The organism is Nocardioides zeicaulis (assembly GCF_042432345.1).
GTDB lineage: Bacteria > Actinomycetota > Actinomycetes > Propionibacteriales > Nocardioidaceae > Nocardioides > Nocardioides zeicaulis.
Genome location: NZ_JBHLXH010000002.1, coordinates 797,995 through 812,918, shown reverse-complemented (window position 1 = coordinate 812,918; position 14,924 = coordinate 797,995). Strand labels below are relative to the sequence as shown.

The following is a 14,924-nucleotide window of genomic DNA, read 5'->3' as shown; positions in this document are numbered from 1 at the left end:
AAGCGCAACCCTCGAGACGATTGGTGGTTGAACTGTGGATCTTGGTCGGATTCCGGACGTCAGCCGCGCACGGCCTGGTACCGGTCGAGCGCCTCCTGGCGCTCCTCGGTGTGGTCGACGATCCGGCGCGGGTAGTCCTGCTCGTAGCCGGTGTCGTGCTTCCACGGCTCGTGCGCGGCCTTGCCCGGCAGGTGGTCGAGCTCGGGCACCCAGCGCCGCACGTAGTCACCGCGCGGGTCGAACTTGATGCCCTGGGTGACGGGGTTGAAGACGCGGAAGTACGGCGAGGCGTCCGTGCCGGTGCCGGCCACCCACTGCCAGCCGTGGTTGTTGGAGGCGACGTCGCCGTCGATGAGCAGGTCGAGGAAGTGGCGGGCGCCGACGGGCCACCACACGTGGAGGTCCTTGGTGAGGAAGGAGGCGGTGATCATCCGCACCCGGTTGTGCATCCAGCCGATCTCGCGCAGCTGCCGCATCCCGGCGTCGACGATCGGGTAGCCCGTGGTGCCGGTGCGCCACGCCTCGACGGCGTCCTCCGGGTCGTCGTAGCGCATGCCCGCCAGCGCCGGCTTGAGGTCCTTCCACGCCGACGCGGGCTCGTGCCAGAGCACGTCGGCGTAGAAGTCGCGCCACGCCAGCTCGGTGGCGTAGGTGGAGGCGCGGTCGAGGTCGGCGAGCAGCGAGCGCGGGTGGAGCACGCCGAGGTGGAGGTACGGCGAGAGCCGTGACGTGCCGTCGTGGTCGGGGCGGTTGCGCTCGGTGGCGTAGTCGGCCAGCGCGCCCTCGCGGAAGGCACGCCAGCGGCGCCACGCGGCGTCCTCGCCGGCACCCGGCAGGTCGAACGGCGCGTCGTCGACCGCGCGGTGGAGCAGGTCGAGCGCCTTCTGGTGCGAGTCCGCGGGCTGCAGGTCGGGGGAGCGGGGCGAGGCGGCCGGCTCGGCCCAGCCGTGCTCGCGCCAGGCACGGGCGAAGGCGGAGAAGACCTGGTAGGGCTTGCCGCTCCCGTTGGTGATGCGGCCGGGGCCGACGGCGTACGGCGACCCGGTGGCGACCAGCTCGACCCTCTGGGCGAGCGCGTCGTCGCGGCGCCGGCCGTAGGGCGTGGTCTCCGCGGCGACGTGCACCCGACGTCCCTGCGCCACCCGCGGCACGACGTCGGCGGGGTCGCCGTGGTGGATGGTGAGCGGCACCTTGTCGGCGAGTGCGAGCACGTTGGCCGCCAGCCACGCCCGCCGGGCCGGACCGGCCGAGGCCCACAGCGCCGGGTCGAGGACGAAGAGCGCGGTGACCGGGCCCTCGTCCAGGGCTGCGCGGAGCGCCGGGTTGTCGCGCACCCGCAGGTCGCGCCGGAACCACATCACCGAGGACTCGTGCTCAGCCATGGCCTCAACGTAGCCGGGGGGTGACCACCACCACGCTCACCCGACCTCGTGCGACCCGACCGCGGAGGTCTAGGGTGCCGAAGTACCCCTGCTCGCAGACGAAAAGGACTGGTCACCTCGTGGACCTGATGGAATTCCAGGCGAAGGAGCTCTTCGCCAAGCACGGAGTCGCAACCACCATCGGCGTCATCGCCGAGACCCCGGAGGCCGCTCGTGCCGCCGCGGAGGAGATGGGCGGCGTCACCGTCATCAAGGCGCAGGTCAAGGCCGGCGGGCGCGGCAAGGCGGGTGGCGTGAAGATCGCCAAGACCCCCGACGAGGCCGAGTCCTACGCCAACGACATCATCGGGATGGAGATCAAGGGGTTGCGCGTCAACCGCGTCCTGGTCACCCCGGCCACCCCGCCGGTGGAGGAGTACTACTTCTCCTTCCTGCTCGACCGCTCCAACCGCTCGCACCTGTGCATCGCCTCGGTCGAGGGCGGCGTGGAGATCGAGGAGGTCGCCAAGACCAACCCCGAGGCCGTGCGCCAGACCCGGATCGACGCGCTCGAGGGCGTGACCGCCGAGAAGGCCGCCGAGATCGTCGACGACGCGAAGTTCCCCGCCGAGCTGCGCGACCAGGCCATCGAGATGGTCCAGCAGCTCTGGAAGGTCTACGTCGAGGAGGACGCCACCCTCGTCGAGGTCAACCCGCTGGCCCGTCTCGAGGGCGACAAGCTTGAGGCGCTCGACGGCAAGGTGTCGCTCGACGACAACGCCTCCGAGGTGCGCCACCCCGACCACGAGCAGTTCGAGATCCGCGAGGAGGCCGACCCGCTCGAGGCGAAGGCCAAGGACAAGGGCCTCAACTACGTCAAGCTCGACGGCCAGGTCGGCATCATCGGCAACGGCGCGGGCCTCGTGATGAGCACCCTCGACGTCGTCGCGTACGCCGGCGAGGCCCACGGCGGCGTGAAGCCGGCCAACTTCCTCGACATCGGCGGCGGCGCCAACGCCCAGGTGATGGCCGACGGCCTCGACGTGATCCTCAACGACGAGCAGGTCAAGAGCGTCTTCGTCAACGTCTTCGGTGGCATCACCGCGTGCGACGAGGTCGCCAACGGCATCAAGGGCGCGCTGGAGATCCTCGGCGACGAGGCCACCAAGCCGCTGGTCGTGCGCCTCGACGGCAACAACGTCGAGGAGGGCCGCCGGATCCTCGACGAGCTCAACCACCCGCTGGTCACCCAGGTCGACACGATGGACGGCGCGGCCGACAAGGCCGCCGAGCTCGCCCACCAGGCCTGAGAGAGAGAACTGAGAAGATGAGCATCTACCTCAACAAGGACAGCAAGATCATCGTCCAGGGCATGACGGGCGGCATGGGTGCCAAGCACACCACCCTCATGGTCGAGTCCGGCGCCAACATCGTCGGCGGCGTGAACGCCCGCAAGGCCGGCACGACCGTCGAGCTCGGCGGCAAGGAGCTCCCGGTCTTCGGCACCGTCGAGGAGGCCATGAAGGAGACCGGCGCCGACGTGTCCGTCGCCTTCGTGCCGCCGGCCTTCACCAAGGACGCCGCGCTCGAGGCGATCGACGCCGAGATCCCGCTCCTGGTCGTCATCACCGAGGGCGTCCCGGTCCTCGACACCGCCGAGGTCGTGCAGTACCTCGAGGGCAAGAAGACCCGCATGATCGGCCCGAACTGCCCCGGCATCATCACGCCGGAGGAGTCGCTGGCCGGCATCACGCCGCACACCATCGCCGGCAAGGGCCCGATCGGCCTGGTGTCCAAGTCGGGCACCCTGACCTACCAGATGATGTACGAGCTCAAGGACTTCGGCTTCACCACCGCCATCGGCATCGGTGGCGACCCGATCATCGGCACCACCCACATCGACGCCCTCGAGGCCTTCGAGAACGACCCGGAGACCAAGGCGATCGTGATGATCGGCGAGATCGGCGGCGACGCCGAGGAGCGTGCGGCGGCGTACATCAAGGAGCACGTGACCAAGCCGGTCGTCGGCTACGTCGCTGGCTTCACCGCTCCCGAGGGCAAGACCATGGGCCACGCCGGCGCCATCGTGTCGGGCTCCTCGGGCACCGCGCAGGCCAAGAAGGAGGCCCTCGAGGCCGCTGGGGTCAAGGTCGGCAAGACGCCGTCCGAGACCGCCGCGCTGATGCGGGAGATCCTGCAGGACCTCTGAGCAGCCTCACTCCAGACGGCCCCGCAGGTCCACCTGCGGGGCCGTCTGGCGTTCCGGGCGGGCCGGAGGACGGGCCTCCCACAGGATGCGCCACACGACGTGGGCACCGAGCAGGCGGACCGGCGCGGTGGCCGAGGCACGCCGCGGCGAGGGCAGGGTCGGGCAGGCCGAGCTGGCCAGCGTCGAAGGAATGGACATGGTTCTTTCTCCCCGTTCAGATGAGCAAGCGAATCGCGTGGGACGGTCCCTGCGGTGGCCCCGAGGGCCTCGGTGGGCGGCGCGTCCCGCGACTGCGCAAGCACCCACCGTACGACGCCGCGGCCCCCTGCCGCGCATCGAGATCTCCGGTGACGAGGCTGGTGACGAGGGTGGTGACCAGGGTCACGGCGTCCCCCCGTCCTCGAGGCGCGCCAGCGCCGTGACGGTGTCGCGCAGCGCGTCGGAGGTCTCCGCGACCGCCTGGTCGGCCTCTTCGCGGGACCACGCGCCGTAGGTCGAGGCGACGAGCAGCGCGGCACCGTCCGGCACCACGTGGACCAGCATCGAGCCGTCGGCAGGCCGGCCGTCGAAGGTCCAGGTCTGCTGCAGCGCGACGGCGGGGGCGGGCCCGAAGGGCGATCCGAGCACCTCGGTGCGGGTGCGGGCGTCGCTGTCGGAGAGGGTGGGGCGGTCGCACTCCTCGACGAGGGTGCGCATGGTCCGCGCCACCTCGGCGGCCTCGTCCGCGCTGCCGAGCAGCACCAGCTCGCGCGTGTCGGCGGCCTCGCCGCCGCTGTTGTCCGCCACCATCCGGTCGCGGACGGTGAGCCCGCGCAGCGGCGTCTCGCCGCACAGCTCGAGGCCGCGCAGGCCGGTGCCGGTGCGGGCGGTGGGGACGGCGTCGCCCGTGGCGCCCATGCCCGCCGCGAGGGGGAAGTCGTCGGGGATGACGGTGCCGGTGGCGGCTGCGACGGGTCGCGCCGGTGCCTCGGCAGGCGCGTCGGCACCTCGGCACCCGGCGAGCGCCAGCAGGCACGCCAGGGCCGCGTACGGGAGCCGTGCGCGTGACCTCACGCCCTGTGAGACACCGCGGGGGACGAAAAGGTTGCCTCCGACGGCGAAGATGTTGCTCAGAGCCCGTCCATCGCCTCGACCACGGCGGCGCCCCAGGTGACCTGGTCGGCCGCGATCGCGCGGGCTCGGGCGGTCCACCGTCCGTCGACCGTGGCGCCGGCGACGTCGAGCAGGACGGCGCGTCCCACCCGCACGACCTGCACGACCGAGCCGCCGAAGACGCCGTCGGCGTCGGCGAGCGCCTGGACGACCTGCCAGCGCGACTCGCCCGGCGTGCCCGTGCCGGTGGGCCGGACGGTCGTGGTGGAGCGCCACGGGAGCTCGCCCCAGCCGGCGACCGGACAGCCGCGGTAGTAGGCGAGCAGCGCGCCCACCGCCTGACGGGCGGCCGCCCCGTCGGGGTAGAGCGTGACCTGGCGGGTCCGGGCCCGCTTCGCCCAGCGCGCCGCCAGGCGGTCGGTGGCGTTCGCGTTGGGCGGGTCCCCGCTGCCGTCCCCGCACAGCGGGAGGTCGGCGTTGCCGCGCCGCGGGGCCTTCAGCCCGGCCCGCCAGCCGGAGGTCAGCGGGAAGTCGTTCGGGATCCTGCCGGCGGTCTCGACCCGGTCGACGGCTGCGGCGGAGGTCGGTGACGGCGCGGGGTCGGCGGGGGCGGCCGGTCGAGGCGTCCCGGCGCACCCGGCGAGGACCAGCGTGACGAGCACGGCGAGCGGTGCGGACCAGGGGGCGGACGAGGGGGTGGGGCGTCTCACGGGGGTGGGACGCGGGCTGCGACCGCGAGGTTGTCGCTCAGCCCCGCGCGTCGAGGGTGGCCAGCCGCTGGAGCGCGCGGCGCGACAGCGCGACGAAGTCGTCGCGCGACATCGTCATCGCGCCCTCGGGCGCGAAGCCCAGCTGGGACACGGCGCGGCCGTCACGGACGATGGCCATCAGGAAGGGGAACGACTGCTTGTCGTTGAGCTCGATCGACAGCGCCCAGGCCTGCAGGTCGGTGCCGGCCGTCGACGACGAGGCCAACGGTGTCACCGACGTCCCGAGGTTGGCCTGGCCGCACTGCCGGATCCGGTCGCGGACCTTCTCGACGAAGGCCCGGGCCGCCGGCTCGTTCATCGCGCCGACGGTCTGGGTGAGACCGAGCTGCCCGGAGTTGCGGGTCTCGGGGAAGACGAAGGTGCGCGTCAGGGCGCGGCTGATGCCCTTGCCCTGGAAGCTGGTGTTGTCGCAGCGGGTGGCGGCGTCGTTGGTGCGGGCCCGCGCCGGGTCGGTGCCCACCCACGGGCCGCGGACCGCGGCGACCGGCGGCAGGTCGACGACCGAGAGCAGGCCGGGCCCGGCGCCGACGTCGAGCGGCGCGTCGGTGCGGGTGCGGGCCCGCCCCGCGCACGCGCCCGCGCCGTCGGCGCCGCACAGCGCGTTGACGGCGGCGGCCAGCGAGGTGGTGGCGTCGCGGTCGGTGACCGGGCGTCCCCGGCTCGTCACGACCGTGGCCACCAGCAGGCTGCCGGTGCGGGCGAGGCCCACCGACACGTCGGAGGGCCGCTTGCCCCACGTGCGGAGCCGGAACTGCCGCGCGTCGTCGCCGACCCGCTTCACGGTGCGCGTCGCGACCAGCTGGGTGCGTGGGTCGGCGCAGCCGGCGAACCACAGGGACGCGGCGTCGAAGGCGGACCCAGCGGCCCGGGGGTCGGCCGAGCGCTCGACGAGCTGCACCGCGGTGGCCCGCGCCCCGCTGGACCCCGCGCCGGACCCCTTGCCGGCCTTCGTGCCGCTCGCCGGCGCACCCACCCAGGTGCGGGCGAGCGAGGCGACGGCACCCGGGTCGGCCAGGGGCTCGCGCTGGCAGGGAGCGAGGAGGTCGCCGTCCGGACCGCCGGGGGTGGTGGCCTTCTCCCGCCAGTCGAGGCCGCGTCCGAAGCGGGTGGCCTGGTCGGCGGTGAGCAGTCGCGCGTCGTCGACGACGGCGGTGCCAGTGGTGTCGGGGCTGGGGGAGTGGACGGTGATGCCGGACCCGCCCTTCTCCTCCGCCAGGCTGGTGGCCTCCGCGCCCGACCCGGTCGCCACCAGGGAGCCCGACACGACCAGTGCGGCTGTGGCCAGGCCGGCCCCGATCACGGTGTGGGTGCGACGCCGGGCCGCACCGGCGCGTCGTACGACGGTCGCGCGGGGCCACCGCGTCGACTCGAGCGGACCGGCGAGGTCGTGGAGCAGGCGGGCGACCTCGGTGGTCGCGACGTCGCGGTGCAGGGCGAACTGCGCGGTGGCGGTCTGCAGCTCGCGCTCGGCGTCGGAGCGGGGGACGCCGACGATCCGTCCCATGTCGGTGAGGGTCAGCGCCGAGAGGCCGTTAAGGACCAGCAGCTCGCGCTGGCGCGCGGTGAGCCGCGAGAGGGCGTCGAGGGTGAGCCGGGCCTCGGGCTCCAGCGACTTGTCACGGTGCCAGATGCGGGCGGTGTGGCGGCGCCGCGCCCGGCGCAGCGCGAGCGGGCGGACGTAGGCGTCGCGGTCCTCGAGCAGCGCGACCTTGCGCCAGTGGTGCCACGCGACCACGAAGGCGTCCCGCACCGCGGCGCGCGCCGCCGGGGCGTCCCCGGTCAGGGCGAAGGCCTCGTGCAGGAGTCGCGTGCGCGTCTCGACGTAGTAGGCGTCGAAGGTCTCCGGGCTCCTCATGACCGCTCCACGGTACGGGAGGGGGGCACGTGGCGCACATCCTTCCCGGGGCGGCGTGGGAGCGCGAACGCCGCCTGCCGCCGGGTGATGATGGCTCGGCCATGACGTCGCTGCTCACCCGCCCCGACACCGCCCGGACCGACGCTGCCCGACCGCGCCCGCTGGTCCTGATCGCGACCCTCGGCGGCGCGATGGCGGCGGCCGGGCCCCTCGTGGTGCTGCTCGCCGCAGGCGTGATCGGGTGGTTCGTCAGCGACGCCGGGGCGCACGGCGCGCCGCGTGGCGGGATGCGGATGGGCGCCCTGGCCTGGCTGGCCGGCCACGGCTCGGGGCTGACCGTGGAGGGTGTCCGGGTGACGATCGTCCCGCTGGGCATCACCGCCGTCGCGGCGTGGTCGATGTGGCGCCTTGGCCACCGGGTCGGCGACGCGGTGTCGGGCCACGGTCCCGACGCCGACCGGATCTCCGACGGTGAGCGCGACCTCACCGTGCCCACCGCCGTCGCCCTCTTCTTCGCCGGCTACGCCGTCGTGGCGGTGCTCACCGCCACGCTCGCGGCCGGCACGACCGTCGACCCCTCGGTGCCCCGCGTGCTCGGCTGGACGCTCCTGCTGACCGCGTTCGTGGGCGCCCCCGCCATCGCGACCGGGTCGGGTCGCGCCGCGATCTGGGCCGCCGGCGTACCGGCCAGCGTGCGCGCGGGTGCGGCCGTCGCCGGAGCGGTGCTGTCGCGCCTGCTCGTCGTCAGCGCGCTGCTCGTGCTGGTCTCGCTGGCCGTGTCCTTCGGCGACGCCGCCACCATGACCGCCCGGCTGCACCCCAGCCCGGGGGAGTCGGCCCTCTACGCGGTCGCCAACGCGCTGTTCCTGCCCAACGCCTCGCTGTTCGCCGGCTCCTGGCTGCTGGGGCCCGGCTTCGCGGTCGGTGGTGCCACCGTCGTGTCGCCCGCCGCCGTCGTGCTGGGACCGCTCCCGGTCTTCCCCCTGCTCGCCGCCCTGCCCGCGGTCGGCACACCGCCCGGCTGGGCGGGCGCGCTGATGCTGCTGCCGCCGCTGCTCTCGGCGGTCGTCGCCTACCGCACGCTCCGCACCCGCGTCCTCACCTGGGACCGCATCGCGCTCGCCGGGTGCGGCGGGGGGCTGGTGGCCGGTCTCGCCCTCGCCGTGCTGGCCGCGCTCTCGGGCGGTGCCGCGGGTCCGGGGCGGATGCGCTTCGTGGGCCCGTTCGTGCCCGACGTCCTGGTCCACGCCGTCACGTCCTGCGGGGTCGGCGCCCTGCTCGGCGCCGGGGTGCTGGCGCTGCTGCGCCGCGGTGACGAGCGCCGCGCTGCGGCCGCGGCCCTCGCCGACGAGCTCGCCGACGAGCGCGCCGACGAGCCCTCCGACACGACCCCCGTCGGCCCCGAGGCCTGACGGGTGGGAGCAGGGCACAGCCACGTCCCGGGCGACTCCTCGCTGGGACCGGCGCCCCACCGCGTCCGCGTGGTGGTGGCGCTCGTCGTCGGGCCGCTGGTGCTGGCGACGCTGGTGGGGCTGTGGGTGCTGTGGCCGACCGGCGACCTCGAGATCACCACGCCCGGGGCCGACGTCCAGCGCGGCACCGCGAAGGTGGAGGCGCTCGTCCCCTGCGCCCGTGACAGCGACGGCTGCCGGGCGGCCGAGGTCGAGCTGCTGAGCGGGCCGGGCGCGCCCGGCACGGACCGCGCGATCCTGCCCTACGGCCCCGGCGCCCCGCAGGTCGAGGTCGGCGACCGCATCATCGTGTCCTACGTGGGCGACTCGCCCGACGGGGAGCGCTACGCCTTCCAGGACTTCGACCGCGGCCCGCCGCTGCTGACCCTCACCGTGCTCTTCGCCGTCGGCGTGCTGCTGCTCTCGCGGTGGCGCGGGATCGGCTCGCTGGTGAGCCTGGCCGCCACGCTCGTGCTGATCGCGGTCTTCACGCTCCCGGCGATCATGGCGGGCTCGTCACCGCTGCTCGTCGCGATCGTCACGGCCTCGGCGAGCATGGTGGTGACGCTCTACCTCTCCCACGGCTTCACCGTCCGCACCACCGTGGCGATGCTCGGGACGCTCGTTTCGCTCGTGCTGATCGGCGGCATCGGCTGGGTGTTCACCACGGTCGTGCGCTTCACCGGGCAGGTCGACGAGGGCAGCCAGTACATCGCCACCATCGCGGCCCAGGTCGACCTGCGCGGCCTGCTGCTCGCGGGACTGGTGATCGGCGCGCTCGGCGTGCTCGACGACGTCACCGTCACCCAGACCTGGGCGGTCTGGGAGCTGGCCGACGTCGACCCCGAGGCGACCGCCCGGGGACTGTTCGTGCGGGCGATGCGCATCGGGCGCTCCCACGTCGCCTCGACCGTCAACACCCTCGTGCTGGCCTACGTCGGTGCGACGCTGCCGCTGATGCTGGTGTTCTCGGCGCTGCAGCTGCCCTTCGGCATCGCCGTGAGCCAGGAGGTCGTCGCCCAGGAGGTGGTGCGCGGCCTGGTGGGCGGGCTCGGCATCATCGCCGCCGTCCCGGTGACCACGGCCGTCGCCGCGCTCGTGGCGGGCGTGCTCGTCCGCGAGCGCGGCGCCGCGCAGAGGGCCCCGTCGCACCGCGCCTAGAATCCGGGGCGTGCCCCTCCCCGCCGGATCGCAGCCCGCCCGCCTCGTCGTCCTGGTGTCGGGGTCGGGCACCAACCTGCAGGCCCTCCTCGACGCCTGCGCCGACCCGGCGTACGGCGCCCGCGTGGTGGCCGTCGGCGCCGACCGTGAGGACATCGAGGGCCTGGCCCGGGCGGAGCGGGCCGGCATCCCGACCTTCGTGCGCGCGGTGTCGGCGTTCGAGACCCGCGAGGGCTGGGACGCCTCGCTGGCCACGGTCGTGGAGCGCTTCGAGCCCGACCTCGTGGTCTCGGCGGGCTTCATGAAGCTGCTCTCGCAGGAGTTCCTCGACCGCTTCCTCACCCTCAACACCCACCCGGCGCTCTGCCCGGCGTTCCCGGGGATGCACGGCCCGCGCGACGCGCTCGAGCACGGCGTCAAGGTCACCGGCGCGACCCTCTTCGTCGTCGACGCCGGTGTCGACACCGGCCCGATCGTGGCGCAGGTGCCGGTGGAGGTGCACGAGGACGACGACGTCGAGGCGCTCCACGAGCGGATCAAGGCCGCCGAGCGGGCGATGCTCGTCGACGCGGTGGGCCGGATCGCGCGCGGCGGCATCGAGGTCGAGGGCCGCCGGGTTCGCATCGGCGCCGCGGCTCGGTAGTCTGCGGGTCACACGACTGGCGCAGGTGGGCCACCACCAGGGAGTGACGCGCGGGAGCATCGAACGCCTGGGTGCCCCGCCCTCTACCGAGATCGATCTCCGAGGAGTCCCGTGTCCCCCTCTGCTGAGCACCGCGTCCCGATCAGGCGTGCCCTGGTCTCCGTCTACGACAAGACCGGTCTCGACGACCTGGTGCGTGGGCTGCACGAGGCCGGCGTCGCGCTGGTCTCCACCGGCGGCTCCGCCGCCCTGATCGAGTCGCTCGGCCTGCCCGTCACCAAGGTCGAGGACCTCACCGGCTTCCCCGAGTGCCTCGACGGCCGCGTCAAGACGCTGCACCCGCGCGTGCACGCCGGCATCCTGGCCGACCGCCGCCTCGACTCCCACGTCGCGCAGCTCGAGGAGCTCGGCGTCGAGCCCTTCGACCTCGTGGTGTCCAACCTCTACCCCTTCACCCAGACCGTCGCCTCGGGCGCCGGCCCCGACGAGTGCGTGGAGCAGATCGACATCGGCGGGCCGTCGATGGTGCGCGCGGCCGCCAAGAACCACCCGAGCGTCGCGATCGTCACCTCGCCCGCGGCGTACGACGCCGTGCTCGCAGCCGTCGCCGCCGGCGGCTTCACCCTGGCCGAGCGCCAGCGCCTGGCCGCCGAGGCGTTCGTGCACACCGCGACCTACGACGTCCACGTCGCCTCGTGGATGGGCAACGTGCTCACCGACACGAGCGACGGCAGCGGCTTCCCGGCGTGGATGGGCGGCACCTGGGACAAGGTCGGCGAGCTGCGCTACGGCGAGAACCCGCACCAGGCCGCCGCGCTCTACACGCACCCGACGGGTGGCGGGCTGGCGCGCGCCGAGCAGCTCCACGGCAAGGAGATGTCCTACAACAACTACGTCGACGCCGACGCGGCCCGCCGGGCGGCGTACGACTTCTACGAGCCGGCCGTGGCGATCATCAAGCACGCCAACCCGTGCGGCATCGCCGTCGGCGCCGACGTCGCCGAGGCCCACCGCAAGGCCCACGCGTGCGACCCCGTCAGCGCCTTCGGTGGCGTGATCGCCGCCAACGTGCCGGTCTCGGTCGAGATGGCCGAGCAGGTCGCGGAGATCTTCACCGAGGTGATCGTCGCGCCGGGCTACGAGGACGGCGCCGTGGAGGTGCTGCAGGCCAAGAAGAACATCCGCATCCTCGTGAGCGAACCCGTCGTCCGGGGCGAGGTGGAGATGCGACCGGTCTCGGGCGGGCTGCTGGTGCAGGAGCGCGACTACGTCGACGCCGAGGGTGACGACCCCTCCACCTGGACCCTCGCCACGGGCGAGGCCGCGTCCGAGGAGTTGCTCGCCGACCTCGCCTTCGCGTGGCGCGCCTGTCGCGCTGTGAAGTCCAACGCGATCCTGCTCGCCGCGGGCGGTGCCTCGGTGGGCGTCGGCATGGGCCAGGTCAACCGCGTCGACTCCTGCCGCCTCGCCGTCGAGCGGGCGGGGGAGCGGGCCGCCTCGGCCGTCGCGGCCTCCGACGCGTTCTTCCCCTTCGCCGACGGCCCCCAGATCCTCATCGACGCCGGCGTGAGGGCGATCGTGCAGCCCGGCGGCTCGGTCCGCGACGCCGAGGTCGTCGCGGCCTGCGAGGCGGCCGGCGTGACGATGTACCTCACCGGCGCGCGCCACTTCTTCCACTGACGACGGGCTGGCCGGTCCGCGGGCGGTGAGTGGCGCAGCTTCTGCGGTCGCAGACCGTGCGCTGCTCACCGCCCGGCCCCAGCGGCGGTGAGCCACGCAGGTTCGGGGTGCGAAAACCCTGCGCTCCACACCGCCCACCCCTGATATCTTGACGTCAAGACAACATCTCCGGGGGTACGACGTGCGCTGGTGGCAACGGATCCTCCCGCCGACGAAGCTCGAGCGGGACCTGGTGTGGCAGTGCGTGTTGTCCGCCTTCGCGACGGGCACGTTCCTCACCGGGACGGCCGTCTACTTCACGCAGGTGGTCGGGCTCTCGGGCGCGCAGGTCGGTCTCGGCATGTCGGTCGCGGCCGGCGTCACCCTGCTGCTCCAGCTGCCGATGGGCCGGCTGTCCGACCGCGTCGGCGCCAAGCCGCTGTGGGCCGTGGCCAGTGCGGCGGAGGCGGCGCTCTACTTCGCCTGGCCGCTGATCGGCGGGATGGTCACCTTCGTCCTCATGCTCAGCGTCCTGGCCGTCGTGGAGACGGCGGGGCGCAACGCGCGCAACGTCTACCGGATCGCGGTCTTCCCGCGCGAGGTGCGCGTGCGGGCGCTGGCCTACATGCGGGCCGCCCGCAACGTCGGCTACACCCTCGGCGCCGGTGCGAGCGGCGTCGCGCTGGGCATCGGCCTCGACGCCGTACGCCTGATCCCGCTGGTGACCGGCCTCCTGCTCGTGCTCAACGCCCTGCTCGTGGCCACCGTGCTGCCGGTCATCGCGCGCCAGGTGCCGACCGGTGCCGCCGACGACCCCGCGACAGCCGCGCCCCCCGCCTGGCGCAACCCGGGCTTCGTGGTGCTCGGCATCTGCAACGGCGTCCTGTCGTCGAACCAGGTGCTGCTCAACGTCGTCGTCCCGCTCTGGCTCGTCGAGCGCACCGACGCGCCGCAGACGCTCATCGCCTGGCTCTTCGGCACCAACACGGTGCTGGCGGTCCTGCTCCAGGTGCGGGCCAGCCGCGTCGCGGACTCCGTCGACGGCTCGCTGCGCGCGGTGCGCTGGTCGGGCTACGCGTTCATCGCCTCCTGCGCGCTCATCGCCTGGACCCACGAGACGGTCGGGTGGGTCTCGATCGTGCTGATCTGGGCCGGGCACGTCACCATCACCGGCGCCGAGCTCTGGCAGTCGGCGGCGGACTGGTGCTTCACCAGCGAGCTGTCGGACCACCGGCGCCTCGGCGACTACCAGGGCGTGTGGGGCCTGGGCTACCAGGTCGAGCCGATCGTCTTCCCGGCCCTCTACACGTGGCTGGCGCTGTCGGTGGGCACCCCGGGCTGGATCGTGATCGCCCTCATCGGGGTGGCGGCCGCCGTCGTCGCGCACCCCGCGGCCCGCGCGGCCGAGCGCCACCTCGTCCGGGTCGGCGCGCCGGTCGCCGCGTAGTGCGCAGCCCCTAGACTGCCTCGCGTGACGGCACAGACCCTCGACGGCGCAGCCACCCTGCGGACCATCAAGGCAGAGCTCGCCCAGCGGGTCGCCGTGCTGAAGGAGCAGGGGGTGGTCCCCGGCCTCGGCACCGTGCTCGTGGGCGACGACCCCGGCTCGCACTGGTACGTCGGTGCCAAGCACAAGGACTGCGCGGAGATCGGCATCACCTCGATCCGCCGCGACCTTCCCGCCACCGCCACGCAGGCCGAGGTGGAGGCGGTGATCGACGAGCTCAACGCCGACGACGCCTGCACCGGCTTCATCGTCCAGCAGCCCACCGGCCTCGACGAGTTCGCGCTGCTCTCGCGCGTGCACCCCGACAAGGACGTCGACGGCCTGCACCCGGTCAACCTCGGCAAGCTCGTGCTCGGCGAGGCCGGCCCGCTGCCCTGCACGCCGGTCGGGTCGATCGAGCTGCTGCGCCGCCACGGTGTCGAGATCGCCGGCGCCGAGGTCGTGGTCGTCGGCCGCGGGATCACCGTCGGCCGCCCGCTCGGCCTCCTGCTCACCCGTCGCTCCGAGAACGCCACCGTCACGCTCTGCCACACCGGCACCCGTGACCTCGCCGCGCACGTCCGCGGGGCCGACATCGTCGTGGCCGCAGCCGGCGTGCCGGGCATCATCACCGCCGACATGGTCAAGCCCGGAGCAGCCGTGCTCGACGTGGGCGTGTCCCGCGTCGACGGCAAGGTCACCGGCGACGTCGCGCCCGACGTCTGGGACGTCGCGGGCTGGGTCTCGCCGAACCCCAAGGGCGTCGGCCCGATGACGCGCGCGATGCTGCTCAGCAACATCGTCGAGATCGCCGAGAAGGCCGCCCGGGCCGCAGGATGAGCGCGCCCGAGCCGCTCGAGCCGCCGGACTCCGTGGAGCCGGTCTCCGCCGAGCCGGTCGACCCGGAGGACCCGCGCCGCTACCCCTCGACCATCGGCGGCGCGTTCTACCTGCTGGTCCTCGCGGTGGTGGCCGTGGCGCTGGTCGTGGTCTCGCTCGGCGACTGGCGCGCCGGCATCCGCCTGATGGGCGGGGCGCTGGTCTTCGCGGCGCTCGTCCGGCTGGTGCTGCGTCGTCGCGACGCCGGCATGCTCGCCGTGCGCCACAAGGTGCTCGACGCGCTCGTGCTCGCCCTCCTCGGCGGGGCGCTGCTCTTCCTGGCCGGCTCCATCCCTGACCAGCCCGGCGGCTTCTGACCCGGCGCGGACGTCCCCCGGAAACGCCGCGAGTCGGCGCT

The 14,924-nt window shown here is 73.8% G+C and carries 14 protein-coding genes and 1 riboswitch; of the genes, 9 read left to right on the top strand and 5 right to left on the bottom strand.

What is annotated here, in order from left to right; translation table 11 throughout:
* Positions 1 to 59 precede the first annotated feature (59 nt).
* Positions 60 to 1,382, bottom strand: a complete 1,323-nt coding sequence (locus ACFFJG_RS18470) for a cryptochrome/photolyase family protein (RefSeq protein WP_378520244.1) — start codon at positions 1,380 to 1,382, stop codon at positions 60 to 62.
* Positions 1,383 to 1,501: 119 nt separating this feature from the next.
* Between ACFFJG_RS18470 and sucC the strand changes: the two genes are divergently transcribed.
* A complete protein-coding gene (gene sucC, locus ACFFJG_RS18465) occupies positions 1,502 to 2,671 on the top strand; it encodes an ADP-forming succinate--CoA ligase subunit beta (RefSeq protein ID WP_378520243.1) in 1,170 nt (389 codons plus the stop codon).
* Positions 2,672 to 2,688: 17 nt separating this feature from the next.
* A complete protein-coding gene (gene sucD, locus ACFFJG_RS18460; protein WP_378520242.1) occupies positions 2,689 to 3,570 on the top strand; it encodes a succinate--CoA ligase subunit alpha in 882 nt (293 codons plus the stop codon).
* Positions 3,571 to 3,576: 6 nt separating this feature from the next.
* Here the strand turns inward: sucD and ACFFJG_RS18455 are convergent, their stop codons facing one another.
* The 4 genes from ACFFJG_RS18455 to ACFFJG_RS18440 all read right to left on the bottom strand — a co-directional run bounded on the left by ACFFJG_RS18455 (position 3,577) and on the right by ACFFJG_RS18440 (position 7,287).
* A complete protein-coding gene (locus ACFFJG_RS18455; RefSeq protein WP_378520241.1) occupies positions 3,577 to 3,768 on the bottom strand; it encodes a hypothetical protein in 192 nt (63 codons plus the stop codon).
* A 183-nt stretch (positions 3,769 to 3,951) separates the two neighbouring features.
* Positions 3,952 to 4,623: a hypothetical protein gene (locus tag ACFFJG_RS18450; protein ID WP_378520240.1), complete on the bottom strand. Its 672-nt coding sequence runs from the start codon at positions 4,621 to 4,623 to the stop codon at positions 3,952 to 3,954.
* A 56-nt stretch (positions 4,624 to 4,679) separates the two neighbouring features.
* Positions 4,680 to 5,372 carry a hypothetical protein gene (locus ACFFJG_RS18445; protein ID WP_378520239.1) on the bottom strand — a complete coding sequence of 231 codons (693 nt, stop codon included), beginning with the start codon at positions 5,370 to 5,372 and terminating at the stop codon, positions 4,680 to 4,682.
* A gap of 37 nt (positions 5,373 to 5,409) precedes the next feature.
* Entirely contained in the window at positions 5,410 to 7,287 is a 1,878-nt protein-coding gene (locus ACFFJG_RS18440; RefSeq protein ID WP_378520238.1) for a hypothetical protein, read from the bottom strand.
* A 101-nt stretch (positions 7,288 to 7,388) separates the two neighbouring features.
* On the opposite strand from ACFFJG_RS18440, the gene ACFFJG_RS18435 reads away from it, so the two are divergent.
* From ACFFJG_RS18435 to ACFFJG_RS18405, 7 genes are all read left to right on the top strand, one after another.
* Complete coding sequence (locus tag ACFFJG_RS18435) at positions 7,389 to 8,699, top strand: cell division protein PerM (RefSeq protein ID WP_378520237.1); 1,311 nt, start codon at positions 7,389 to 7,391, stop codon at positions 8,697 to 8,699.
* Positions 8,700 to 8,702: 3 nt separating this feature from the next.
* Positions 8,703 to 9,899 carry a YibE/F family protein gene (locus tag ACFFJG_RS18430; RefSeq protein WP_378520236.1) on the top strand — a complete coding sequence of 399 codons (1,197 nt, stop codon included), beginning with the start codon at positions 8,703 to 8,705 and terminating at the stop codon, positions 9,897 to 9,899.
* Positions 9,900 to 9,909: 10 nt separating this feature from the next.
* Positions 9,910 to 10,542: a phosphoribosylglycinamide formyltransferase gene (gene purN / locus ACFFJG_RS18425; RefSeq protein WP_378520235.1), complete on the top strand. Its 633-nt coding sequence runs from the start codon at positions 9,910 to 9,912 to the stop codon at positions 10,540 to 10,542.
* Positions 10,543 to 10,544: 2 nt separating this feature from the next.
* Positions 10,545 to 10,622: riboswitch (ZMP/ZTP riboswitch) on the top strand.
* A 31-nt stretch (positions 10,623 to 10,653) separates the two neighbouring features.
* Positions 10,654 to 12,222, top strand: coding sequence for a bifunctional phosphoribosylaminoimidazolecarboxamide formyltransferase/IMP cyclohydrolase (gene purH / locus ACFFJG_RS18420; protein ID WP_378520234.1), 1,569 nt, complete (start codon positions 10,654 to 10,656; stop codon positions 12,220 to 12,222).
* A gap of 244 nt (positions 12,223 to 12,466) precedes the next feature.
* Positions 12,467 to 13,648, top strand: coding sequence for an MFS transporter (locus tag ACFFJG_RS18415; RefSeq protein ID WP_378520233.1), 1,182 nt, complete (start codon positions 12,467 to 12,469; stop codon positions 13,646 to 13,648).
* Between the two features lie 24 nt (positions 13,649 to 13,672).
* Positions 13,673 to 14,527 (top strand): bifunctional methylenetetrahydrofolate dehydrogenase/methenyltetrahydrofolate cyclohydrolase, encoded by an 855-nt coding sequence (locus ACFFJG_RS18410; protein ID WP_378520232.1) that lies wholly within the window; start codon positions 13,673 to 13,675, stop codon positions 14,525 to 14,527.
* The gene (locus ACFFJG_RS18405; protein ID WP_378520231.1) at positions 14,524 to 14,883 is read left to right on the top strand and encodes a DUF3017 domain-containing protein; all 360 of its coding nucleotides are present in this window, start codon (positions 14,524 to 14,526) and stop codon (positions 14,881 to 14,883) included. Before ACFFJG_RS18410 ends, ACFFJG_RS18405 begins: the two co-directional genes overlap by 4 nt.
* The last annotated feature ends 41 nt before the right edge of the window (positions 14,884 to 14,924 follow it).